The sequence below is a fragment of the Pseudomonas nitroreducens genome (genome assembly GCF_014204515.1).
In the GTDB taxonomy this organism is placed as follows: Bacteria; Pseudomonadota; Gammaproteobacteria; order Pseudomonadales; family Pseudomonadaceae; genus Pseudomonas; species Pseudomonas nitritireducens_A.
The window spans coordinates 16143-39478 of sequence record NZ_JACHLI010000013.1 but is presented as its reverse complement, the minus strand read 5'-3'; the positions used below and the strand labels follow the sequence as shown (position 1 = coordinate 39478).

Below are 23336 nucleotides of genomic sequence, written 5' to 3'. Positions count from 1 at the left end.
CTCAAATGTCCTGGGGCAGCGGTTGCGGCAGAGCGTCACCGCCCAGCCCGCCCTGCTCCGGCTCGTCGAGCCAGTCGACCTTGTTCATCTTGCGCACCACGACGAATTCGTCGCGGTTGCAGCCAACCGTGCCGTAGTAGTTGAAGCCCCACGCCTGCTGGGCGTAGCCGCCGATCATGTGGGTGGGCTTGAGGACCACGCGGGTCACCGAGTTGTGGTGGCCGCCGCGGGTGCCGGTGGTCTCGCTGCCCGGCAGGTTCACGATGCGTTCCTGGGCGTGGTACATCATCACCATGCCGTCCTTCACACGCTGGCTGACCACGGCGCGGCAGGTCGCGGCGCCGTTGGCGTTGAAGACCTCGACCCAGTCGTTGTCCTCGATGCCTACGCTTTGTGCGTCGTGCTCGCTCATCCAGATGATCGGGCCACCGCGCGACAGGGTGAGCATCAGCAGGTTGTCGCTGTAGGTGGAGTGGATGCCCCACTTCTGGTGCGGGGTGATCCAGTTCAGGGTGATCTCGGCGTGGCCGTTGGGCTTCTTGTTGAACAGCTTGTCGGTGCTGCGGGTGTTGACCGGCGGCCGGTAGCTGACGAAGCCTTCGCCGAAGGCCTGCATCCAGGGGTGATCCTGGTAGAACTGCTGGCGACCGGTGATGGTGCGCCACGGGATCATTTCGTGGACGTTGGTGTAGCCGGCGTTGTAGCTCACGTGCTCGTCTTCCAGGCCCGACCAGGTGGGGCTGGAGATGATCTTGCGCGGCTGCGCCTGGACGTCGCGGAAGCGGATCTTCTCTTCTTCCTTGGGCAGCGCCAGGTGGGTGTGGTCGCGGCCGGTGAACTTCGACAGCGCTTCCCAGGCCTTCACGGCGACCTGGCCGTTGGTTTCCGGCGCCAGAGCGAGGATCACCTCGGCAGCGTCGATGGCGCTCTCGATGCGCGGGCGGCCTTCGCTGATGCCCGGCTCGGTGACCTTGTGGTTCAGCTCGCCGAGCAGCTTGATTTCCTTGTCGGTGTTCCAGCCGATGCCCTTGCCGCCGTTGCCGAGCTTGTCCAGCAGCGGGCCGAGGGAGGTGAACTTCTTGTAGGTGTTGGGGTAGTCACGCTCGACCACGTGCAGGGTCGGCATGCTGCGGCCGGGGACCGGTTCGCACTCGCCCTTTTTCCAGTCGCTGCCGCCGAAGGGCTGCGCGAGTTCATTGGCGGTGTCGTGCAGCAGCGGCACGGTGACCAGGTCCTTCTCCACACCCAGGTGGCCGACGGAGACTTCGGAGAACTTCTTGGCAATCGCCTTGTAGATTTCCCAGTCGCTCTTGGCTTCCCACGCCGGGTCGGTGGCGGCCGACAGCGGGTGGATGAAGGGGTGCATGTCGGAGGTGTTGAGGTCGTCCTTCTCGTACCAGGTCGCGGTCGGCAGGACGATGTCCGAATACATGCAGGTGGAGGACATGCGGAAGTCCAGGGTGGTGACCAGGTCCAGCTTGCCTTCGGCGCCTTCGTCGACCCAGTCGACTTCACCCGGGCACGGGCCGCCGGCCTTGCCGAGGTCGTCGTTCATCACGCCGTTCTTCGCGCCCAGCAGGTACTTGAGCATGTACTCGTGGCCCTTGCCCGAAGAACCGAGCAGGTTGGAGCGCCAGATGAACATGTTGCGCGGGAAGTTCTGCGGATCGTCCGGTTGTTCACTGGCCACGCGCAGGTTGCCGGCCTTGAGTTCGCGGACCACGTAGTCCTGCACGGGAATGCCAGCGCGTTCGGCGTCAGCGGCGATGTGCAGCGGGTTGCGGTTGAGCTGCGGGGCGGACGGCAGCCAGCCCATGCGTTCGGCGCGGATGTTGTAGTCCAGCGCGTGCTCGGGGAACTGCTTGGTATCGGCCAGCGGCGAGAGGACTTCGTGCATCGAGATCTTCTCGTGGCGCCATTGCGAGCTGTGCAGGTAGAAGAAGCTGGTGCCGTTCATCTGCCGCGGCGGGCGGCTCCAGTCGGTACCGAAGGCCAGCGGGACCCAGCCGGTCTGCGGGCGGAGTTTTTCCTGGCCGACGTAGTGCGCCCAGCCGCCACCGCTCTGGCCGATGCAACCGCACATCATCAGCATGTTGATGACTGCGCGGTAGTTCATGTCCATGTGGTACCAGTGGTTCATCGCCGCGCCGATGATGACCATGGCCTTGCCACGGGTCTTGTCGGCGCTGTCGGCGAACTCGCGGGCCACCTGGATGGCGCGGGCAGCCGGTACGCCGGTGATGCGGGCCTGCCAGGCCGGGGTGTAGGGCACGTCGGCGTCGGTGTAGGAAGCGGCCACGTTGGCGCCGCCCAGGCCGCGGTCGACGCTGTAGTTGGCCATCTGCAGGTCATACACGGTGGCGACGCGCAGGGTCTGGCCATCGGCGCCGGTCACTTCGCGGAACGGTACGCGGCGCACCAGCACCTCGTCGTTGTCCACGCCCTTGAAGTGCGGGTGTTCCTGGCCGGCGAAATACGGGAAGCCGACGTCGCAGGCCTTTTCCGGGCCGTCGATCAGGGTCAGCGCCAGGCGGGTTTCACGCTTCGCGCCGCCTTCGGTTTCCTCGATGTTCCACTTGCCCGACTCGCCCCAGCGGTAGCCGATGGCGCCGGTGGGCGAGACCAGTTCGCCGGAGATTTCGTCCAGGCCGATGGTCTTCCACTCGGGGTTGTTGTCCTGGCCAAGATTGCCCGCCAGGTCCGCCGCGCGCAGGTAGCGGGTCGGCTTGAGCACGCCGTCTGTGTGCGGTTCGAGCAGCACCAGCATGGGCATGTCGGTGTACTGGCGGCAGTAGTCGACGAAGTAGGCGCTGGGCTTCTCGAGGTGGAACTCCTTGAGGATGACGTGACCAAAGGCCATGCCCAGCGCGGCGTCGGTGCCCTGCTTGGGGTTGAGCCAGAGGTCGGTGAGCTTGGCCACTTCGGAATAGTCCGGGGTGACGGCCACGGTCTTGGTGCCCTTGTAGCGGACTTCGGTGAAGAAGTGCGCGTCGGGGGTACGGGTCTGCGGGACGTTGGAGCCCCAGGCGATGATGTAGCTGGAGTTGTACCAGTCGGCCGATTCCGGCACGTCGGTCTGCTCGCCCCAGATTTGCGGGGATGCCGGCGGCAGGTCGCAGTACCAGTCGTAGAAGGACAGGCACACGCCACCGATCAGCGACAGGTAACGGGCGCCGGCGGCGTAGCTGACCATGGACATGGCCGGGATCGGCGAGAAGCCGACCACGCGGTCCGGGCCGTAGACCTTGGCGGTGTAGACGTTGGCGGCGGCGATGATCTCGGTGACTTCGCTCCAGCTGGAGCGGATGAAGCCGCCCAGGCCGCGCTCGATCTTGTAGCTCTTCGCCTTGGCCTTGTCTTCGACGATGCTGGCCCAGGCGTCCACCGGGTCGTTGTGCGCGGCGCGGGCTTCACGCCAGAGCTTGAGCAGCGGCTTGCGCACCTTGGGGTATTTCAGGCGGTTGGCGCTGTACATGTACCAGGAGTAGCTGGCGCCACGGGGGCAGCCGCGCGGCTCGTGGTTGGGCAGGTCCGGGCGGGTGCGCGGGTAGTCGGTCTGCTGGGTTTCCCAGGTGATCAGGCCGTTCTTCACGTAGATCTTCCAGGAGCAGGAGCCGGTGCAGTTCACTCCGTGGGTAGAGCGAACGATCTTGTCGTGCTGCCAGCGCTGCCGGTAGCTGTTTTCCCAGGCACGGCTCTCGTTGGTGACCTCGCCATGGCCATCGGCGAATTCACCCTGCTTCTTCTTGAAGAACTGCAGGCGGTCGAGTAGGTAACTCATCTGTATCTCCTCACCCGGTCTGCGCCGGGCGTTCAAACGCTAATCAACTCTGGTGGCGCGGCTCGGCGGATGGATGGAGCTCATCCGCCCTGCGCCATGGGCAATCCGTAGGGCGGATAACCCGGAACGGGTTATCCGCCGGATGAATCAGCAGGGGCTCTCGGCGCCCTTGCGCGCGTACCACCACCAGGTGGCGACGATGCAGCTCAGGTAGTACGCGACGAACACATAGAGGGCGCCCTCGGCGCTGCCGGTCATGGCCAGCGAAGTGCCGAACGCCTTGGGAATGAAGAAGCCGCCGAACGCGCCGATGGCGGCGGAGAAACCGATCACCGCCGCCGATTCCATGCTTGCGCTCTTGGCGGCCACGGCCTCGGTGACGCCGCCTTGCTTCAGGCGCGCGGCCCACTCGTTGCGGAAGATCACCGGGATCATGCGGAAGGTGCTGCCGTTGCCGATGCCGGCGAAGAAGAACAGCGCGATGAACGAGCCGAGGAAGCCGAAGAAGCTGCCCGCGCCGTTGGCGCCCGGCAGGAAGCTGATCACCGCGAACACGCCGGCGATCATCGCCGCGTAGTTCCACAGGGTGATGCGCGCGCCGCCGAACTTGTCCGCCAGCCAGCCACCCAGCGGGCGGCTCAGGGCACCGACCAGCGGGCCGAGGAAGGCGTACTGCAGCGGGTTGATGTCCGGGAACTGGGTCTTGCTGAGCATGGCGAAGCCGGCGGAGAAGCCGATGAACGAGCCGAAGGTGGCCACGTACAGCCAGCACATCAGCCAGTTGTGCTTGCGCTTGAAGATCACCGACTGCTCGCGGAACGAAGCCTTGGCGTCAGCGATGTCGTTCATGCCGAACCAGGCGGCTACCGAGACTACGGCGATGAAGGGCACCCAGATCCAGCCGGCGTTCTGCAGCCACAGGCGAGTGCCGTCGGAGAGGGTTTCCGGCTCGCCGCCGAAGGCGCCGAACAGGCCGCCGGCAACCGCCAGCGGAACGGCGAACTGCATCACCGAGACGCCCAGGTTACCCAGGCCGGCGTTCAGGCCCAGGGCTGTGCCCTGCTGGTTCTTGGGATAGAAGAAGCTGATGTTGGACATGCTGGAAGCGAAGTTGCCGCCGCCGAAGCCGCACAGCAGGGCGATGCAGGCGAACACCCAGTACGGGGTTTCCGGGTTCTGTACGGCGAAGCCCAGCCAGATGCACGGGATCAGCATCGAGGCAGTGGACAGCGCGGTCCAGCGGCGGCCACCGAAGATCGGCACCATGAAGGAGTAGAAGATCCGCAGCGTGGCGCCGGAGATCGACGGCAGCGCCGCGAGCATGAACAGCTGTTCGTTGCTGAAGCTGAAACCGGCGGCGTTCAGGCGCACGGTGACGGTGCTCCAGATCATCCACACGGCGAAGGCGAGCAGCAGCGCGGGGATGGAAATCCACAGGTTGCGCGCGGCGATGCGCTTGCCGGTCTGCGCCCAGAACTCGGGGTCCTCGGGGCGCCAGTCGACCAGCAGCGGCCCCCTGGCGGCTTTGAGTTGGGTGTTGGCGATCATGCCCATGACGGCATTACCTCAGGAGTGGCTGGAAGGAATGGGGGTGGCGTCGACATCGGCCGCGCGGGCCTGACCGTCGAGACGCTGTTGCTGCTTGATCGCGTAGTGCATCCAGACCATGCACACCACGGTCAGGCCGAACAGCAACATGAAGCAGGAGGAGCGCACGCCGACCGCATCGGCGGCGAAGCCGAACAGGATCGGCAGGCAGAAGCCGCCGAGGCCGCCGATGACCCCGACCATGCCGCCGACGGTGCCCATGTTCTGCGGGTAGTAGTCGTGGATGATCCGGTACACGCTGGCCTTGCCGAAGCCCTGGGCGATGCCGACGATGAACACCAGGAAGGTGAACAGCCAGACGTTCAGGCCGATGCCGAGGCTGACGTCACCCTGGATGCCATGGATGGTCATGGTGGTCGGCGGGTACGAGAGGAAGAACAGGCACACCAGGCAGATCCAGAACACGCCCCAGTTCACCGCACGGGCGCCGTAGTGGTCGCTGAACCAGCCGCCCAGGGCGCGGATCAGGCCCGACGGCAGGGTGAACAGCATGGTGATGAAGGAGGCGGTGCGCAGGTCCAGGCCGTACTCGGCGATGTAGTACTTGGGCAGCCACAGGGCCAGGGCGACGAAGCCGCCGAAGACGAAGAAGTAGTAGAGGCCGAAGCGCCATACGCGCAGCTCGCCCAGCGGCGCCAGTTGCTTGGCCAGGGTCGGGCGCGGGCGGCTCGGGTCGGCGTCGCCGCCCTTGGTGTGGGCAGGATCGGTCCAGGTGCAGAACCAGAACAGCAGCGCGGTCACCAGCATGGCCACCGAATAGATCTGCGGGACCATGCGCCAGCCGAAGGCGACCACGATCATCGGCGCCACCAGGTTGGTGATCGCCGCGCCAGCGTTGCCGGCGCCGAAGATACCCATGGCGGTGCCCTGGCGCTCCTTCTCGAACCACGAGGAGGTGTAGGCGATGCCCACGGCGAAGGAGCCGCCGGCCAGGCCGACGAACAGGCCCAGCACCAGGTAATGCCAATAGAGGGTGGCGAAGGCCAGGCCGTAGATCGGGATGGCCACCAGCAGCATGTGGATGAAGAACACGATGCGTCCGCCGAAGCGGTCGGTGATCAGCCCCAGCGGCAGACGCACCAGCGAACCGGTGAGGATCGGCAGCGCCACCATCAGGCCGAACTGTGCCTCGGACAGGCCCAGCTCCTCCTTGATGCGGATACCGATGATCGAAAACATCGTCCAGACCGCGAAGTTCACGGCGAACGCCAGTGTGCTCATGCCGAGCACGGAGTACTGTTTCTGACGGTGGGACAGCATGGCTAAGCTCACTTCCTGACAGCCTTTGCCCGCACGTTAAGTAAGGCGTAGTGGCCTTCTCTTGATCGTCATCAATGAGCCAAACGACGATTCATGAGCAGATGCGCGCCGCTACCTCCTAGTGGGTATCACCGAAATGAATGCTTAATGCATTGTTTTTAAAGGCATTTTTAATGAAAACGGCACCCTCTTCCGCGCCTGCTTCCAGCGACCGACTCTTTGTGGGTAGCCCCCCGGCCGGACGCACTTCCCTGCGCAAATCCATCGTCGTGCGCTTCGGCTGCTACCTCACCCTGCTGGTGTCCCTGGCCCTGGCCGGGATGTTCAGCGCCCTGCTGTTCGCCGACTACTCGCACCAGGACGCGGCGGTGATCAACCAGGCCGGTTCGCTGCGCATGCTCACCTACCGCCTGGCGCTGGACCCTTCGCCGATCAACCGCCAGGCCCTGCAGGCAACCCTGACCGCGCGCCTGGACAACGACGAGATCACCCGCCTGCTGCGCCGCGCCGATGCCGACGCGCCGATCCGCCAGCAGCACGAACAACTGCGCAGCGAGCTGCAGAACCTCGACCTCTCCGAAGCACCGGCGCTGGCCACCCTGGACACCTTCGTCGGGCACATCGACGGCTTCGTCGGCACCCTGCAGCGCAACGCCGAATACCGCTCGCAGATGCTCAGCACGGTGCAGGGCCTGTGCCTGTTCCTCAGTCTGCTGGTGGTGTTCATCAGCCTTTACGACCTGAGCTACCACGTGGTCGGGCCGCTGCGCGAACTCACCGGCACCGCCCGCCGCCTGGGCGAAGGTGACCTCGATGCGCGGGTCAGCAGCAGCGGCGAGGACGAACTGAGCCAGCTGGGCGAACGCTTCAACCAGATGGCCGCCGAACTGCAGACCAGCTATCGCGAACTGGAGGCGCGGGTGAAAGACAAGACCCGCGACCTCTCCAACAGCCACCAGCGCCTGGAGCTGCTCTACGACAGCGCCCGCCGCCTGGGCCAGGACCCGTACGACGAACGCTCCCTGCAACCGCTGCTGAATCAGCTCGAACGCGTGCTGCAGGCCGGCAAGGTGACCCTGTGCCTGAACAAGGATGGCGTCGAGCGCGCCTATACCTCGCTGACCACCGACGGCATCACCGGCGGCTTCTGCCTGCAGGGCAACTGCGGCGACTGCCGCGCCCAGGCCGACGACTGCAACAACCCGATCCGCGGCGTCAACCCGCTGCTGATGCAGCCGCTGTCCATCGGCGAGCACCGCTTCGGCGAGCTGTTCATCGAGACCCCCGACGGCCAGCTGGAAGACTGGCAGCGGCAGTTCGTCGAAGGCTTCTGCGACAACATCGCGCGCACCTTCGCCCTGTCCCTGCAGCAGGAACAGGAGAACCGCCTGGCGCTGTTCGCCGAACGCAGCACCATCGCCCGCGAGCTGCACGATTCGCTGGCGCAGTCGCTGTCCTACCTGAAGATCCAGGTCAGCCGCCTGGCCACGCTGCTCAAGCGCGACGTGCCAGCAGAGAAGATCGACGAGACCCTCGACGAGCTGCGCGAGGGCCTCAACAGTGCCTATCGCCAGCTGCGCGAACTGCTCACCACCTTCCGCCTGAGCCTGGAGCAATCCAGCCTGGAGGCGGCGCTGGTGAAGACCGTGGAGGAGTTCGGCGAACGCGGCAGCCTCGCCATCGAACTGGACAACCGCCTGGCGCACATCCCGCTCAACCCCAACGAGGAAATCCACATCCTGCAGATCGTCCGCGAGGCGCTCTCCAACGTGGTCCGTCATGCCCAGGCGGAGCAGGCGAAAGTCACCCTCTTCGAGGATGCCCAGGAGCAGGTCTGCATCACCGTGGACGACGATGGCGTGGGCTTTGACCCAGCGCAGAGCCGCAATGGGCACTATGGGCTTAGCATCATGCGGGAGCGCAGCCAGACCCTGGAGGCGAATTTCGACATCGCCCCGCGCGCGCCCAAGGGCACCCGCGTCAGCGTGCGCTTCACCCACAAACCCCTCTCGCAATACCCGGAGACCCACCCATGACGGCCACCCCCACCGATGACCGCGCGCGCATCCTGCTCGTCGACGACCACCCGATGATGCGCAAGGGCGTGGTGCAGCTGCTGGAATTCGAGGATGACCTCGACGTCGTGGGCGAAGCCGGCAGCGGCGAGGAAGCCCTGCGCCTGGCCGCGGAGCTGGAGCCGGACATGATCCTGCTCGACCTCAACATGAAGGGCATGACCGGCCTGGACACCCTGCGCGCCATGCGCGAACAGGGCGTGGACGCACGCATCGTGGTGTTCACCGTCTCCGATGACCGCAACGACGTGATCAACGTCCTGCGCGCCGGCGCCGACGGCTACCTGCTCAAGGACATGGAGCCCGAACGTCTGCTCGAACACATCCGCCAGGCCGCCACCGGCCAGCTCACCATCAGCCCGCAGCTGACCCAGGTGCTGGCCCAGGCCCTGCGCGGCGACGACCGGCCCAAGGGCATCGAGGAACTCACCGACCGCGAGCGGCAGATCCTCCGCCAGCTCGCCCACGGCTACAGCAACAAGATGATCGCGCGCAAACTCGACATCACCGAAGGCACCGTGAAAGTCCATGTGAAACGCGTACTGCACAAGCTGGGCATGCGCTCGCGGGTCGAGGCGGCGGTGTGGGCGGTGGAGAACCATCTGGTCTAGTCATCTGCACCGAACGTGACTCTACCTGTAGGGGCGAGCTTGCTCGCGAACCGGCTCTGCGACAGGGCCGCTCCCGAGCAAGCTCGCTCCTACGAAGAGCCGCTCCGCGCAAGTAGGGCGTATAACGCCACAAGCGTTATCCGCCGACATTCCACAACGGCGGATAAAGCGTTCCGCTTTATGCGCCCTACCCTGCTCTGATCGCCTGCGCCGGACGACAAGGCTGCCGTAGGAGCGGACTCTGTCCGCGATGTCTCGACGCTCGTTGCGGACCATCGCGGATGAATCCGCTCCTACAACAGCGGCTACCTCGCCCGGGTTAGCATGTAGGGCGGATAACTCCACAGGCGTTATCCGCCGGTATCCCGCAACGGCGGATAAAACGTTCCGCTTTATGCGCCCTACCCTGCTCTGATCGCCTGCGCCGGACGACAAGGCTGCCGTAGGAGCGGACTCTGTCCGCGATGTCTCGACACTCGTTGCGGACCATCACGGATGAATCCTCTCCTGCAACAGCGACTACCTCGCCCGGGTTAGTTCAACGGCCGGCTTGATTCAGATCATGTCGCGCCAGAGGGCGTCGGCAGGACACTGCGGGACTCGCCCCGGAGGTCCCCATGCCACCCTCGCCGCACCTGCCTCTCGTCTACTCCTGCTCCGGCTGCTCCAACCTCGCGCAGCTGGCCAACGACCTCGCCCTGCGCCTGGACCGTGACGGCCTGGCGGAGATGTCCTGCATCGCCGGTGTAGGCGGCGACGTACCAGCGCTGGTGAAGAAGGCCTGCTCCGGCCGGACGATCATTGCCGTGGACGGCTGCCACCTGCACTGCGTGCAGAGCTGCCTGGCACGCCACGGGGTGAAGGCCGAACACGAGATCACCCTGACCGAATACGGCCTGAAGAAACGCTACGGCCAGGACGCGCCGGTACAGGACTTCGAGATGCTCTACGAGGAACTGCAGTTCCTTGTGCGCACACCGGCTTGAGCCTTCTTCACCCAGCCCAGGCACAGAGCCAACGGAGAACTCCAACGTAGGATGGCGTGGAGCGCAGCGATACCCATGCCGTCCTGGCACAGCAATCGATGGGCATCGCTTCGCGATACGCCATCCAACGCAGAGCGCTTCAGGCGTTCTCCTGCACCACCCGGCTGGCGCGGCGCATGGCGTTCCACAGCCAGGGAGGCAGGCTGTCCGGATCGAGGCTGTCGATCAGGTTCTTCACCGCCAGCCCCAGCTCGGTATCGCCCTCGATCACCAGGCGGCGACGGAAGAACAGCGTGTCCGGGTCTTCCTGGCGCCCCGCCAGCAGCAGGAAGTCGCGCCAGCTGCCACGGATGGTCACGCTGGGCGCGCAGGCATCGGCGAAGCGCAGGCCCTTCCGCTCATGGGTGAAGCTCCAGGCCAACCCCAGATCGCTCACCTCCAGGCGTAGCCAATGGCCGTCGAGGATGTCGAAGGCGCCATCAGCCAAGGCATCGGCGAACAGGCGATTGGCGGCACGCTGCAGCACCGCGCGCTGCAACCCCAAGGGAGCGCGCGCGACCATCGGCAGGAGTCGGTCAGCGGCGCGCAACGCGCCGGATTCGAGAGTCAGCACAGGTTCACCTCATCACTGCGCAGCATGCCCGGTCGGCCATGCCAGTAGCCATTGCAGCCCTCCACGGCCAGCGGCGGTGTAGCGCCCTGGCGCACGCGGTCGAAGGCCTGCACCACCTCCACCATGCCTTCGGCGCGGGGGCTCAGGCGCAGCAGGTCGGCGCCGCAATCACGCAGCGACGCGTAGTCCGCCAGCAAATTGCTGGCCTCGCCGGACATCGTCTGGATGCCGTTGAGGGTGAACAGCGGCAGGCCTTCCTGGCTGAGCATCGACAGGCCTTCGGGGTAGTTCAGGCAGCAGAACTGGCAGTCATCCTTGGGCCGGTTTTCCGCACGCGCGGTGAAGCAGCGCGCCGAATAGGCCAGCGGCAGATGGCCGTAGGCGAACACCTCGGTCTCCACGTCACCGAGCCCCAGTTCGCGAGCCTGCTCGATCACCGCGTGGATCTGCTCGCCGGAGCATTCCACCGGCGGCACCCAGCGGCGCAGGCCGGCGGCGTGCAGTTCCGCCAGGGTGTGGCCGTTGTAGACGTTGAGCGCCGGGCCGCCAACGAACTCGACGCCCAGGCCAGAGAGAATCTGCACCGCGCCCATGTCACTGGCCTCGACGCGCAACTCGCCGTTGGCGCACAACCGGCGCAACGACGACAGCTCGGAAGCCGCCTCGATCAGCGCCAGGCCAGAGATGAGGATTTCCGCCCCGCTCTGCTGCTGCAGCTCGCGCCCCAGCCCCAGCCAGTCGTCCAGCGACAGCGCGCGGCGTTTCGAGCAGACGGTCTCGCCGATATAAATCGCATCCAGCGGCTGCTCGGCCATCTGCGCATAAAAATCCAGGAGTGTCCGGCGGTCCCAGTAGAACAGCACCGGCCCCAGGCTGAGTTTCATCACGGGCACCTCACTGCCAGGAACGATGGTAGGCGCCCAGGGTCGTCTGGTGGCCTTCGGAAAGCTTGTCCAGGGCGTCCTGCCACTGCGTCAGCGCGCGGTAGTCCTGCGGTGCGCGCTGCCAGGCATCCAGCGCCTGGCGCCAGACGCGGGTGACCTGTTCGACATAGGCCGGGCTGCGTTGCCGGCCCTCGATCTTCACCGCCGCCACGCCGATCTCCGCCAGCTGCGGGATCAGGTCGATGGTGTTGAGGCTGGTGGGTTCTTCCAGGGCATGGAAGCGCTCGCCGTTGACCACGAAGCGGCCCTTGCACAGGGTCGGGTAGCCCGCCGGCTCGTCGGGCGCGTAGCGGTCGATCAGCACGTCATTCAGGCGCGAGGTCAGCCCCTCGGGCTCCTCGCTCCAGCGCACCGCCTTGGCCGGCGAGCAGACGCCGCACAGGTTGGGCGACTCGCCGGTGACGTAGGAGGACAGATGGCAACGCCCCTCGGCCATGATGCACAGGCTGCCGAAGGCGAAGACCTCGATGGGCACCGGGCTGTTCGCCGCCACCTGGCGCACCTGCGCCAGTGACAGCACCCGCGGCAGCACGGCGCGGCGGATGCCGTAGCGCTCGTGGTAGAACGCCAGCGCGGCGACGTTGGTGGCCGAGCCCTGCACCGAGAGATGCAGAGCGAGGTTCGGATGGCGTTTGGCGGCATAGCCGAGCACCGCACAGTCGGCGGCGATCAGCGCATCCACGCCCAGGTCGGCAGCGTGGTCTACCGCCCGTTGCCAGCGCGCCCAGCCGGCCGCGCCGGGATAGGTGTTGACCGCCACGTACATCTGCTTGCCGGCGCTGTGGATAAGTTCCACACCCTGGCGCAGTTGGCGCTCATCCAGGTTGAGGCCGGCGAAATGCCGGGCGTTGGTGTCGTCGCGAAAGCCGACGTAGATGGCGTCGGCGCCTTCGCGCAGGGCCGATTTCAGGGCGGGCAGACTTCCCGCCGGGCAGACCAGTTGCATGCTTCCCCCGGGCAGTACGGAGGCCGCCGGCCCCCGCCGGCAGCCGGGAACGGCGTCAGGCGCCGAGTTCGCTGAAAGACAGGAAGGGCAGCGGCTCGCCGGCACAAAGCGTGCGCCCGGCCTCCACCACCGCCAGGCCATCGGCCCAGCTCGCCGCGCGCAACATGGCCGAGCCCTGCTGCGGATGCAGGCAGATGCGTGCCACGCCGGTGCCATCCAGCTCCAGACGCGCGCGCAGGTACTGGCGGCGCGAGTTGGCCGTGGGCCAGTCGAAGCCGGCCGGCAGCGTCACCGGCAGCGTCTCCACCGACCGGCGCCCCTGGGCACGCCAGAGGAACGGCCGCGCCACCACCAGCGCGGTGACCAGCGCGGCGGCCGGGTTGCCCGGCAGGCCGATCCACGGTTTGCCGGCGATGCTGCCGAACGCCAGCGGCTTGCCCGGCTGCATCTTCAGCTTCCACAGGTGCAGCTCGCCCAGCTCGCGGATCGCCTGCTTGAGGTAGTCGCGGTCGCCCACGGAGACGCCGCCGCTGGTGATCAGCACGTCCCATTCGGAGGCGGCGAGGCTCAGTGCATCGCGGCTGGCCGCCAGGGTGTCGGCGAGTACGCCGTAGTCGTGAACTTCCATGCCCCAGCCTCGCAACAACGCGCCGATGCTGAAGCGGTTGGCGTTGTAGATCTGCCCTGGCGCCAGTGGCTCGCCCGGCTCGCGCAGCTCGTCGCCGCTGCTCAGCAGGCACACCCGCAGCGGGCGATAAACGCTGATGCGATCCAGGCCGACGCTGGCCAGCAGGCCGAGGTCCTGGGCACGCAGTTTCTGCCCGACACTCAGCAGGGCATCGCCTGCCCGGAGTTCTTCCCCGCGACGGCGCACGTGGCTGCCGTGCTCGACCACGGGCACCTGCAGGCGGTCTCCATCGACCGCGCAATCTTCCTGGGCGATGACGCTGTCCGCCCCCGGCGGCAGCGGTGCGCCGGTGAAGATGCGCATGGCCTCGCCGGGTTGCAGTTCTACCTGGGCGGCGTCACCGGCGGCGATATAGCCGGCAATCTTCAGCCGCGTACCGGATGCGCCGGTGTCGGCGCTGCGCAGGGCGTAGCCGTCCATCGCGCTGTTGTCCCACAGGGGCAGGTCGATAGGGGACCGGATGTCTTGGGCGAGGATGCGGCCCAGGGCGCTTTCCAGGTCGACCCGCGCAGTCGGCGGCGCCGCGGGAACGAAGTCCATCAGCGCGGCAATGGCCTCGTCCACCGGACGCAGGCCGCTGCCGGAACAGCCGCAGCCGCTCATGACCTTGTACCGCAGGCCATTGCCGGGCGCTCGGGCTGGCGCTTGAGGTGAGGGACGAAATTGCAGGGCTTGGTGCGGCTGTCCAGCTGGTGCACGAGGATCTTTTCCCAGGCGGTCAGGCAGGCGCCGGTGGAGCCCGGCAGGCAGCAGACCAGGGTGCCGTTGGTGGCCCCGGCGAGGGCGCGGGACTGCAGGGTGGAGGTGCCGATCTCCTCGCGGGAAATCTGCCGGAACAGCTCGCCGAAACCGTCCGCCGTGCGTTCGAGCAGCGGGGCGACGGCTTGCGGGGTGTTGTCGCGGACGGTGAAACCGGTACCGCCGGTGATCAGGCCGACCTGGATTTTCGCATCGGCGATCCAGGCCGAGACCACGGCGCGAATCTGGTAGATATCGTCGATCACCAGGCGGCGCTCGGCGAGCACGTGGCCGGCGCGCTGCAGGGAGGTGACCAGGGCCTGGCCGGAGGTGTCATTGTGCAGGTTGCGGGTATCGCTGACAGTGAGGACGGCGATCTGCAGCGGCTGGAATTCCGCGGTGCTGAGGTGGCTCATGAGGGGCTCTCCGGGACGGAGCAAAAAGGGCTGGTGCCAGCCTGCGCCCCTTCTCCCCTACCGCCCATTCCTCCTAGGAGGTACAGCCTCGGCGCGTGCGGGGCAGTGCCGTTCAGCAGAGGCGGCGGATAAAGCGTTCCGCTTTATGCGCCCTACGCTGGACGCCGATACATCCCGTAGGGCGCATAACGCCGATGGCGTTATCCGCCATCTGGTGAATGGGAGATCAGCCCTTCCAGCGCTCCGCCGCCGCCTGGTCGCTGCAGCGGCCTTCGACCCAGCGCGGGCCGTCGCTGGTGTCTTCCTTCTTCCAGAACGGCGCGCGGGTCTTGAGGTAGTCCATGACGAAGTTGCAGGCGTCGAACGCTGCCTGGCGGTGAGCGCTGGCGGCGCCGACGAAGACGATGGGCTCGCCCGGCTCCAGGCGACCGATGCGGTGGAGGATTTCCAGGCGCAGCAGCGGCCAGCGCTCGTTGGCCTCCACTTCGATCTTGGCCAGGGCCTTCTCGGTCATGCCGGCGTAGTGTTCGAGGAACAGCCCGGCCACGTCGCGGCCATCGTTGAAGTCGCGCACGTAGCCGACAAAGCCGACCACCGCGCCAACGCCGACATTGGCGGCGTGCATCGCATTGAGCTCGGCGCCCGGATCGAACGCCGCCGGCTGGACGCGGATCGCCATGGCTTCAGCCTCCGGTGACGGTGGGGAAGAAGGCCACCTCGTCGCCGTCGGCGAGGGGCTCGTCCAGGGAGCACAGCTCCTGGTTGCGCGCGCACATCAGGTTCTGCTCGCCGAGCACTTCCCAGACGCCGCCACGCTCCAGTAGCAGGCGCCGCAAGTCGTCGAGGCTGGCCAGAGCAGCGCTCCAGTTCAACTGCTCGCCGTCCAGGCCGAGGGCCTCGCGGTAGCGGGCGAAGTACTGCACGCGGATCATGGAGTGTCTCCTGCAGCGCTGTCGGTCGCGACGCAGTGCCCGCTCTTGCCGCCGAGCTTCTCCAGCACGCGCACGCTGTCGATGGTCATGCCGCGGTCCACGGCCTTGCACATGTCATAGATGGTCAGCGCGGCGACACTGGCAGCGGTCAGCGCTTCCATCTCCACGCCGGTCTGCCCGGCCAGCTTGCAGCGCGCGACGATGTGTACGGTGTCTTCACCCTCGGCAGCCAGCTCGACCTTGACGCTGGTGAGCAGCAGCGGGTGGCACAGCGGGATCAGTTCGTGGGTGCGCTTCGCCGCCTGGATACCGGCGATGCGCGCCACGGCGAACACGTCGCCCTTGGGATGGCCGCCGTCCTGGATCAGCTGCAGGGTCGCCGGGAGCATGCGCACCCGGGCTTCGGCCACCGCCTCACGGGACGTCACGGCTTTCTCGGTGACATCGACCATGTTGGCGCGGCCCTGGGAATCGAGATGGGTCAGCACGGCTGGGAACTCTCTGGAGAATCAGGGGGACAGTGTACTCCCGGTGCGCGCCACCGGCGGAGCGACGGATGGCGCGTTGGGGGGAGGATTGTATACAAGAAGAGGTACGAGCGGGATGGCCGTCGGCATTGGCGCTGGGCGGGTTCGCGAGCAAGCTCGCTCCCACGAAAAGCCAGCCAGCAGCACCAATGGCCGCCTCGAACACAGAACCTGTAGGAGCGAGCTTGCTCGCGAACGGCGCATCCGGCTGACCGCTCGGCTGCAGGTTCTGCCCAACAGTCCCCTCCACCGCTTGCGGGAAGGGTTAGTGAGGGGGAACGAATTTGGCCCCAACGCCTAGGTATGGCCGAACCCCGCCGCCCTCTCCCCAGCCCTCTCCCTGAAGGGAGAGGGGGTCGTCTGGAGTTGGAGGGATGATCGGTGCAAGCCGGTTGCCGCGTTTCGCTTACATGTGCGCTTCGGCGTACTCCGCCAGCACCGAGCGCGGCACCCCTTGCAGGGTCACGTGCACGCCGTGGGGGAAGTCCTTGAAGCGTTCGGTCAGATAGGTCAGGCCGGAGCTGGTGGCCGACAGGTAAGGGGTATCGATCTGCGCCAGGTTGCCCAGGCAGATCACCTTCGAACCGTTGCCCGCGCGGGTGATGATGGTCTTCATCTGGTGCGGGGTGAGGTTCTGGCACTCGTCGATGAGGATCAGGCTCTGCTGGAAACTGCGGCCGCGGATGTAGTTCAGCGATTTGAACTGCAGCGGCACCTTGCCGAGGATGTAGTCGACGCTGCCGTGGGTGCACTCATCGTCCGAATGCAGCGCTTCGAGGTTGTCGGTGATCGCGCCCAGCCACGGCTCCATCTTCTCCGCCTCGGTGCCGGGCAGGAAGCCGATGTCCTCGTCCAGGCCCTGCACGCTGCGAGTGGCGATGATGCGCTTGTAGCGCTTGGTGACCATGGTCTGCTCGATGGCGGCAGCCAGGGCGAGGATGGTCTTGCCCGAGCCGGCGGCGCCGGAGAGGTTGACCAGGTGGATATCCGGGTCGAGCAGCGCGTACAGCGCCAGCGACTGGTACACGTCGCGCGGACGCAGGCCCCAGGCTTCCTGGTGCAGCAGCGGCTCCTGGTGCAGGTCGAGGATGGTCAGTTCGTCCTCGTGGATGCCCTTGATCCAGCCGACGAAACCCTGCTCATCGACGATGAACTCGTTGATGTGTACGGCCGGCAGGTTGTCGGTGAGTTGCACGCGATGCCAGGTACGACCGCGGTCCTGGCGGGTCTCCACCTTGCTGACGCGGTCCCAGAACGATCCGTTCAGCGAGTGGTAGCCACGCGACAGCAGGTTGATGTCATCCACCAGCTGGTCGGTGTGGTAGTCCTCGGCAAATACCCCGCAGGCACGCGCCTTCAGGCGCATGTTGATGTCCTTGGTGACCAGTACCACGCGCTTGCTGCTATGGCGACTTTTCAGCTCCACCAGCTGGTTGATGATCTTGTTATCGTTGAGGTGCTCGGGCAGCCAGGTGATCGGCTCCGCGCGCTTGCTCATGAGGATCGACAGGCTGCCGCACGGCCCGCTCTTGCCGCGCTGGATGGGTACGCCATCCTCGACCTGCTCGGGCGAGGCCTCGCCCAGTACCGAATCGATGAGGCGGATCGCCTGGCGGCATTCCGCGGCCACGGTGTGTTTGCCGGTCTTGAGCTTGTCCAGTTCCTCCAGCACCGTCATCGGGATGGCGACGTGGTGCTCCTGGAAATTCAGCAAGGCGTTGGGATCGTGGATCAGGACGTTGGTGTCGAGGACGTACAGGGTGGGCTGGGTGGGGCGGGAGCGTCCGTGGTCATCCATACGCAGGTCACCTCTTCTGGGATCGGTACGACGGAATGCCGTGACAGCGCTCCGCCGTGCGGTGAGCCACCGGCTCCGGTGTCCTGCCAGGGGGCTTGGATCCGGAGCACTGCGAGAAGAGGAGGGGCCGGGCCGGGGCCGCCACCTGTCTGCAGGGTTCGGCGGTCTACGTCTCAACAAATACAGGAAAAAACATGACGATAAAAAGTCTTTTTCCTTCCTAAGAAGGTTTTTTTCGTCGTACGACGAAATACCTTGGCGAGGGCCCCGGACAGCGCTAGTTTTAGGGGTCCCACCTCTCGCAATTTCCTGTCTTTCCCTCGGCGGATCAGTCCCTTAGACCTTGCACCCGGTCTAGCCCGGCGCCTGGCGCCGCGCGCCGCCTTTCCGCACTTTTCCACCCTGCCTATATAGAGGTCACCGCGCCCACGCGCCGGAGGCTAATCGTCCCCATAGGTGGAGCCATCGGCTGCAACTCCTTACAATCGCGCCTCGATTGCAGGAGCGCGCTTGTAGGAGACCGCACGATGCTGATGGTGATTTCCCCCGCCAAGACCCTGGACTACGACACCGCGCCGGTGACGCAGCGTTTCACCCTGCCCGAGCACCTGGACGACGCCCAGGAGCTGATCGGCATCCTGCGGGAACTGGCGCCGGCGCAGATCGCCGAGCTGATGCACCTGTCCGACAAGCTGGCCGGGCTCAACGCCGCGCGCTTCGGCAGCTGGCACCCGGAATTTACCCAGGCCAACGCCAAGCAGGCGCTGCTGGCATTCAAGGGTGACGTCTACACCGGCATGCAGGCCGAGGACTTCAGCGAAGCCGACTTCGATTTCGCCCAGCGCCACCTGCGCATGCTTTCCGGCCTCTATGGCGTGCTGCGGCCGCTGGACCTGATGCAGCCGTACCGCCTGGAAATGGGCACCAAGCTGGCCAACGCCCGCGGCAAGGACCTCTATGCCTTCTGGGGCGAGCGCATCAGCGGCTGGCTGAACGACTCCCTGGCCGAACAGGGCGATGACGTGCTGCTGAACCTCGCCTCCAACGAGTACTTCGGCGCGGTGAAGCGCAAGGCCCTGAACGCGCGGGTGATCGACACCGAGTTCAAGGACCTGAAGAACGGCCAGTACAAGATCATCAGCTTCTACGCCAAGAAGGCCCGCGGGATGATGGCGCGCTACGTGATCAAGGAGCGTCTGAGCAACCCCGAAGGTCTGAAGGACTTCAATTACGCGGGTTACGCCTACAGCGCCGAGCACTCCAAGGCGGACCAGCTGGTGTTCCTGCGCGACCACGCTGACGACTGATCCACTCTTTTGCTGCACCAGACGGGAGCCTTCGAGGCTCCCGTTTTCGTTTCTGCTTCGTTCGCCGAACTCTTCCCCTGTTGGAGCGGGATTGTCCCTTGCAGGAGCGAGCCTGCTAGCGAACAGATCCCTCCGGCTGCGATGGCGCTGGATGGGTTCGCGAGCAAGCTCGCTCCTACGAAGAGCCCGGAATCGCCGCTGATTCCAAGTGGCCTGTAAGCCATTGACCATAAGACCACCCGGTCACCAATGGCCGATCTGTACGTTTACTGCGCAAAACACCCCCGAAAGACCACACGCCAGCAATGGTCAAAACGACCGTTCGTCCGCTTCAGGATTAATCGTGAGAAATTTTTTCGACCCGCCGGACCGATCCATTGGTTGGGAATCGTCCTGATTCGCCCTCTGCCTTGTAATCCATTGGCCATTAACAGCCCTTGGCCATGACATGCATTTCACGATTGCACTTTGCAAGAGGTGAAGCTGAACGGCAGCTGAACGAATGTCTTGGCGACGATACAGGGTCGTTTTTAACGAAAAATTCAATGGAACTTTCCCCGACCGTGCACTTTGCATCAAGCAAAGCGCCGTGCAATTTGCCATTAAGCCAACATCAAGTGATATCAATTGGATATTTCAGAAGATTTCACAGATGGGATGGGCGGAAGGAACTAACCGCATTTCGGATAAATCCTATTTGCGCAACGACCATCGTTGGCAAAACAGAAATGCCCCGATGGAAATTGGCTTGTTCAGTTACAAGGTTATTTCGATCGGCTATCGACGACTGACCATAAAACTGCAACCCAATGAAATCACTGAACTTTTCAGATGACGAGGCAATCATCTAACCAGACTGGAGCACGCCAGGCAGACACTGCACCAATCTTGCAATCGGCCTGAAACATAACAGGGCAAACATTCAGAGTTTGCTCCAATACTGTGCTCGAAAGTTTAGCAATCGATTCCCATGCCTGCCTGGAAGGAAATACGGAAGACACTCGAAAGAGCATCTACCGCGGGTTAATTCAGCCTGAATAAAACGCCCTGCCGGGCAACTTTAAACAGTTCGACCATTGAAGAGGTGAATGCGATGCGTATCAGCATCTTTGGTCTTGGGTATGTTGGCGCAGTATGTGCCGGCTGCCTCTCTGCACGAGGCCATGAAGTCGTTGGGGTGGACGTTTCCACCACCAAGATCGATCTGATCAACAACGGGAAGTCGCCCATCGTCGAGCCGGGTCTGGAGCCGCTGCTGCAACAGGGCATCCGCACCGGCCGCCTGTCGGGCACCACCGACTTCAAGAAGGCCGTCCTGGACACCGACGTGTCGTTCATCTGCGTCGGCACCCCGAGCAAGAAGAACGGCGACCTGGACCTGGGCTACATCGAGTCCGTCTGCCGCGAGATCGGCTACGCCATCCGCGAGAAGAAGGAGCGCCACACCGTGGTCGTGCGCAGCACCGTGCTGCCGGGCACCGTGAACAACGTGGTGATCCCGATCATCGAGGACTGCTCGGGCAAGAAGGCCGGCGCCGACTTCGGCGTGGGCACCAACCCCGAGTTCCTGCGCGAGTCCACCGCGATCAAGGACTACGACTTCCCGCCCATGACCGTCATCGGCGAGCTGGACAGCCAGACCGGCGACCTGCTCGAAGAAATCTACCGCGAGCTGGACGCGCCGATCATCCGCAAGACCGTCGAGGTCGCCGAGATGATCAAGTACACCTGCAACGTCTGGCACGCCGCCAAGGTCACCTTCGCCAACGAGATCGGCAACATCGCCAAGGCCGTCGGCGTCGATGGCCGCGAAGTGATGGATGTGATCTGCCAGGACCGCAAGCTGAACCTGTCGCGCTACTACATGAAGCCCGGCTTCGCCTTCGGCGGCTCCTGCCTGCCCAAGGACGTGCGCGCCCTCACCTACCGCGCCAGCCAGCTGGACATCGAACACCCGATGCTCGGTTCGATCATGCGCAGCAACCAGCACCAGGTGCAGAAGGCCTTCGACATCATCGCCGCCCACGGCAGCCGCAAGGTCGGCCTGCTCGGCCTGTCGTTCAAGTCCGGCACCGACGACCTGCGCGAAAGCCCGCTGGTGGAACTCGCCGAGATGCTCATCGGCAAGGGCTACGAGCTGCAGATCTTCGACCGCAACGTCGAGTACGCCCGCGTCCATGGCGCGAACAAGGAGTACATCGAATCGAAGATCCCGCACGTCTCGTCCTTGCTGGTCTCGGACCTGGACGCGGTGGTGAAGAACTCCGACGTGCTGGTGCTGGGCAACGGCGACGAGCTGTTCGTCGACGTGGTGAAGCAGGCGCCCGAGGGCAAGAAGGTGATCGACCTGATCGGCTTCATGCCCAGTGTCACAGACGAGCGCGCCGAAGGCATCTGCTGGTAATTGGGCATCGATTGGCTGCGCGTCGGCCCGGTGTCGTTGGAGAGGAACTCGGAAATGCTCATTCACTTCAGTGAACTCCGCTTCCTCGCTCCTCTCCGCCTAACCGGACTCTAGCTCGCTCAATCGAGTCCATGCCTTCAGAACGCAAAAGCGCCGGTTTCCGGCCCGCTCAGGCGGGCTGGAAACCAAGCTCCACCAGACGGATAGACGACGATGGAAACCTACAAACGAGTGATCGGTGAAGCCACGGGCTGGCTGGTCTTCCTCAGCCTGCTGATGCTGCTGGCGCTGCTGGTGCCGCCGACGGTGTTCGACGCCGAATCCAAGGACTTCCTGCTGCTGATCGGTGCGGTCGGTATCTGGCGCTATTCCATGGGTGGCCTGCACTTCCTGCGCGGCATGCTGTTCCTCTACGTGGTCTACCCGCATTTCCGCCGCAAGGTCCGCAAGCTCGGCGACGCCGCCGATCCGTCCCACGTGTACCTGATGGTCACCAGTTTCCGCATCGACGCGCTGACCACCTCCATGGTCTATCGCTCGGTCATCGAAGAAGCCATTGCCTGCGGCTACCCCACCACCGTGGTGTGCTCCATCGTCGAGATGTCCGACGAGGTGCTGATCAAGCAGCAGTGGCAGAAGCTCAACCCGCCGGACCACGTGAAGCTCGACTTCGTGCGCATCCCCGGCACCGGCAAGCGCGACGGCCTCGCCCACGGCTTCCGCGCCATCTCCCGCCACCTGCCGGACGAACACGCGGTGGTCGCGGTGATCGATGGCGACACCGTGCTCGAACCTGGCGTGGTGAAGAAGACCGTGCCCTGGTTCAAGCTCTTCCCCAACGTCGGCGGCCTGACCACCAACGAATTCTGCGAAGTGCGCGGCAGCTACGTGATGAGCGAGTGGCACAAGCTGCGCTTCGCCCAGCGCCACATCAACATGTGCTCCATGGCCCTGTCCAAGCGCGTGCTGACCATGACCGGGCGCATGTCGGTGTTCCGCGCCGCCGTGGTCACCGACCCGGACTTCATCACCGACGTCGAAAGCGACCACCTGGACCACTGGCGCCTGGGCCGCTTCCAGTTCCTCACCGGTGACGACAAGTCCAGCTGGTACAGCCTGATGCGCCTGGGCTACGACACCTTCTACGTGCCGGACGCGGCGATCAACACGGTCGAGCACCCGCCGGAGAAGAGCTTCATCAAGGCCAGCCGCAAGCTGATGTTCCGCTGGTACGGCAACAACCTGCGGCAGAACTCCCGCGCCCTGGCCCTGGGCCCGCAACGCCTGGGCTGGTTCACCAGCGTGGTGCTGTTCGACCAGCGCCTGTCGATGTGGACCTGCCTGCTCGGCCTGGTCGCCGCGATCATCGCCAGCATCAAGTACAGCATCGCCTTCCTGCTCATCTACCTGCTGTGGATCGGCATCACCCGCTTCGTGCTGACCCTGCTGCTGTCGCTGTCAGGCCACCACATCGGCCCGGCCTACCCGGCGATCCTCTATTACAACCAGATCGTCGGTGCGCTGGTGAAGATCTACGTGTTCTTCCGCCTCGACCAGCAGTCCTGGACCCGCCAGAACACCAAGCTCGATCGCGGCCTGGCCAGCTTCCAGCGCTGGTTCAACACCTGGTCGTCGCGCGCCATGACCTTTTCCGCGGCCAGCGTTTTCGTCGCCGTACTGCTGACCATCGTCTGACCCCGAC

At 65.1% G+C, this 23336-nt stretch carries 19 protein-coding genes; 7 read left to right on the top strand and 12 right to left on the bottom strand.

The window, feature by feature from the left end:
* Window position 1 precedes the first annotated feature (1 nt).
* The 3 genes from HNP46_RS17050 to HNP46_RS17040 form a co-directional block, all read right to left on the bottom strand.
* Window positions 2-3781: a nitrate reductase subunit alpha gene (locus tag HNP46_RS17050; protein ID WP_184591055.1), complete on the bottom strand. Its 3780-nt coding sequence runs from the start codon at window positions 3779-3781 to the stop codon at window positions 2-4.
* A gap of 147 nt (window positions 3782-3928) precedes the next feature.
* Window positions 3929-5335 (bottom strand): NarK family nitrate/nitrite MFS transporter, encoded by a 1407-nt coding sequence (locus HNP46_RS17045; protein ID WP_184591053.1) that lies wholly within the window; start codon window positions 5333-5335, stop codon window positions 3929-3931.
* Between the two features lie 12 nt (window positions 5336-5347).
* On the bottom strand, window positions 5348-6649 hold the full coding sequence (locus HNP46_RS17040; protein WP_184591051.1) for a nitrate/nitrite transporter: 1302 nt from the start codon (window positions 6647-6649) through the stop codon (window positions 5348-5350).
* A gap of 173 nt (window positions 6650-6822) precedes the next feature.
* On the opposite strand from HNP46_RS17040, the gene HNP46_RS17035 reads away from it, so the two are divergent.
* From HNP46_RS17035 to HNP46_RS17025, 3 genes are all read left to right on the top strand, one after another.
* Window positions 6823-8685 (top strand): histidine kinase, encoded by a 1863-nt coding sequence (locus tag HNP46_RS17035; protein WP_184591049.1) that lies wholly within the window; start codon window positions 6823-6825, stop codon window positions 8683-8685.
* Window positions 8682-9335: a two-component system response regulator NarL gene (narL, locus tag HNP46_RS17030; RefSeq protein WP_184591047.1), complete on the top strand. Its 654-nt coding sequence runs from the start codon at window positions 8682-8684 to the stop codon at window positions 9333-9335. Before HNP46_RS17035 ends, narL begins: the two co-directional genes overlap by 4 nt.
* 617 nt (window positions 9336-9952) lie before the next feature.
* The gene (locus tag HNP46_RS17025; protein WP_184591045.1) at window positions 9953-10321 is read left to right on the top strand and encodes a putative zinc-binding protein; all 369 of its coding nucleotides are present in this window, start codon (window positions 9953-9955) and stop codon (window positions 10319-10321) included.
* Window positions 10322-10460: 139 nt separating this feature from the next.
* On the opposite strand, the gene ubiT is transcribed toward HNP46_RS17025, so the two are convergent.
* The 9 genes from ubiT to HNP46_RS16980 form a co-directional block, all read right to left on the bottom strand.
* A complete protein-coding gene (gene ubiT / locus HNP46_RS17020) occupies window positions 10461-10934 on the bottom strand; it encodes a ubiquinone anaerobic biosynthesis accessory factor UbiT (protein ID WP_409372442.1) in 474 nt (157 codons plus the stop codon).
* Window positions 10928-11818 (bottom strand): U32 family peptidase, encoded by an 891-nt coding sequence (locus HNP46_RS17015; protein WP_184591043.1) that lies wholly within the window; start codon window positions 11816-11818, stop codon window positions 10928-10930. The genes ubiT and HNP46_RS17015 overlap by 7 nt, the downstream gene beginning before the upstream one ends.
* A 10-nt stretch (window positions 11819-11828) precedes the next feature.
* Window positions 11829-12824 carry a ubiquinone anaerobic biosynthesis protein UbiU gene (gene ubiU, locus HNP46_RS17010; RefSeq protein ID WP_184591040.1) on the bottom strand — a complete coding sequence of 332 codons (996 nt, stop codon included), beginning with the start codon at window positions 12822-12824 and terminating at the stop codon, window positions 11829-11831.
* Between the two features lie 55 nt (window positions 12825-12879).
* Window positions 12880-14115: a gephyrin-like molybdotransferase Glp gene (glp, locus tag HNP46_RS17005; RefSeq protein ID WP_184591038.1), complete on the bottom strand. Its 1236-nt coding sequence runs from the start codon at window positions 14113-14115 to the stop codon at window positions 12880-12882.
* The gene (gene moaB, locus HNP46_RS17000) at window positions 14112-14666 is read right to left on the bottom strand and encodes a molybdenum cofactor biosynthesis protein B (protein WP_184591036.1); all 555 of its coding nucleotides are present in this window, start codon (window positions 14664-14666) and stop codon (window positions 14112-14114) included. The genes glp and moaB overlap by 4 nt, the downstream gene beginning before the upstream one ends.
* Window positions 14667-14892: 226 nt before the next feature.
* On the bottom strand, window positions 14893-15345 hold the full coding sequence (gene moaE, locus HNP46_RS16995; protein ID WP_184591034.1) for a molybdopterin synthase catalytic subunit MoaE: 453 nt from the start codon (window positions 15343-15345) through the stop codon (window positions 14893-14895).
* Between the two features lie 4 nt (window positions 15346-15349).
* On the bottom strand, window positions 15350-15598 hold the full coding sequence (locus HNP46_RS16990; RefSeq protein WP_184591032.1) for a MoaD/ThiS family protein: 249 nt from the start codon (window positions 15596-15598) through the stop codon (window positions 15350-15352).
* Window positions 15595-16086 (bottom strand): cyclic pyranopterin monophosphate synthase MoaC, encoded by a 492-nt coding sequence (gene moaC / locus HNP46_RS16985; RefSeq protein ID WP_184591030.1) that lies wholly within the window; start codon window positions 16084-16086, stop codon window positions 15595-15597. The genes HNP46_RS16990 and moaC overlap by 4 nt, the downstream gene beginning before the upstream one ends.
* A 445-nt stretch (window positions 16087-16531) precedes the next feature.
* Window positions 16532-17923, bottom strand: a complete 1392-nt coding sequence (locus HNP46_RS16980; protein WP_184591028.1) for a PhoH family protein — start codon at window positions 17921-17923, stop codon at window positions 16532-16534.
* A 527-nt stretch (window positions 17924-18450) separates the two neighbouring features.
* On the opposite strand from HNP46_RS16980, the gene yaaA reads away from it, so the two are divergent.
* The 4 genes from yaaA to alg8 all read left to right on the top strand — a co-directional run bounded on the left by yaaA (window position 18451) and on the right by alg8 (window position 23329).
* The gene (gene yaaA, locus HNP46_RS16975) at window positions 18451-19230 is read left to right on the top strand and encodes a peroxide stress protein YaaA (RefSeq protein ID WP_184591026.1); all 780 of its coding nucleotides are present in this window, start codon (window positions 18451-18453) and stop codon (window positions 19228-19230) included.
* A 589-nt stretch (window positions 19231-19819) separates the two neighbouring features.
* Window positions 19820-20065, top strand: coding sequence for a hypothetical protein (locus tag HNP46_RS16970; RefSeq protein ID WP_184591024.1), 246 nt, complete (start codon window positions 19820-19822; stop codon window positions 20063-20065).
* Window positions 20066-20323: 258 nt separating this feature from the next.
* On the top strand, window positions 20324-21634 hold the full coding sequence (gene algD, locus HNP46_RS16965) for a GDP-mannose 6-dehydrogenase (RefSeq protein ID WP_184591021.1): 1311 nt from the start codon (window positions 20324-20326) through the stop codon (window positions 21632-21634).
* Window positions 21635-21847: 213 nt separating this feature from the next.
* Window positions 21848-23329, top strand: coding sequence for a mannuronan synthase (gene alg8 / locus HNP46_RS16960; RefSeq protein ID WP_184591017.1), 1482 nt, complete (start codon window positions 21848-21850; stop codon window positions 23327-23329).
* Window positions 23330-23336: the final 7 nt, after the last annotated feature.

Excerpts from the sequence above, each read along its gene's own strand:
- HNP46_RS17050 (WP_184591055.1), bottom strand. The coding sequence starts at position 3,781 with ATGAGTTACCTACTCGACCGCCTGCAGTTCTTCAAGAAGAAGCAGGGT.
- HNP46_RS17045 (WP_184591053.1), bottom strand. The coding sequence starts at position 5,335 with ATGGGCATGATCGCCAACACCCAACTCAAAGCCGCCAGGGGGCCGCTG.
- HNP46_RS17040 (WP_184591051.1), bottom strand. The coding sequence starts at position 6,649 with ATGCTGTCCCACCGTCAGAAACAGTACTCCGTGCTCGGCATGAGCACA.
- HNP46_RS17035 (WP_184591049.1), top strand. The coding sequence starts at position 6,823 with ATGAAAACGGCACCCTCTTCCGCGCCTGCTTCCAGCGACCGACTCTTT.
- narL (WP_184591047.1), top strand. The coding sequence starts at position 8,682 with ATGACGGCCACCCCCACCGATGACCGCGCGCGCATCCTGCTCGTCGAC.
- HNP46_RS17025 (WP_184591045.1), top strand. The coding sequence starts at position 9,953 with ATGCCACCCTCGCCGCACCTGCCTCTCGTCTACTCCTGCTCCGGCTGC.
- HNP46_RS17015 (WP_184591043.1), bottom strand. The coding sequence starts at position 11,818 with ATGAAACTCAGCCTGGGGCCGGTGCTGTTCTACTGGGACCGCCGGACA.
- ubiU (WP_184591040.1), bottom strand. The coding sequence starts at position 12,824 with ATGCAACTGGTCTGCCCGGCGGGAAGTCTGCCCGCCCTGAAATCGGCC.
- glp (WP_184591038.1), bottom strand. The coding sequence starts at position 14,115 with ATGAGCGGCTGCGGCTGTTCCGGCAGCGGCCTGCGTCCGGTGGACGAG.
- moaB (WP_184591036.1), bottom strand. The coding sequence starts at position 14,666 with ATGAGCCACCTCAGCACCGCGGAATTCCAGCCGCTGCAGATCGCCGTC.
- moaE (WP_184591034.1), bottom strand. The coding sequence starts at position 15,345 with ATGGCGATCCGCGTCCAGCCGGCGGCGTTCGATCCGGGCGCCGAGCTC.
- HNP46_RS16990 (WP_184591032.1), bottom strand. The coding sequence starts at position 15,598 with ATGATCCGCGTGCAGTACTTCGCCCGCTACCGCGAGGCCCTCGGCCTG.
- HNP46_RS16980 (WP_184591028.1), bottom strand. The coding sequence starts at position 17,923 with ATGGATGACCACGGACGCTCCCGCCCCACCCAGCCCACCCTGTACGTC.
- yaaA (WP_184591026.1), top strand. The coding sequence starts at position 18,451 with ATGCTGATGGTGATTTCCCCCGCCAAGACCCTGGACTACGACACCGCG.
- algD (WP_184591021.1), top strand. The coding sequence starts at position 20,324 with ATGCGTATCAGCATCTTTGGTCTTGGGTATGTTGGCGCAGTATGTGCC.
- alg8 (WP_184591017.1), top strand. The coding sequence starts at position 21,848 with ATGGAAACCTACAAACGAGTGATCGGTGAAGCCACGGGCTGGCTGGTC.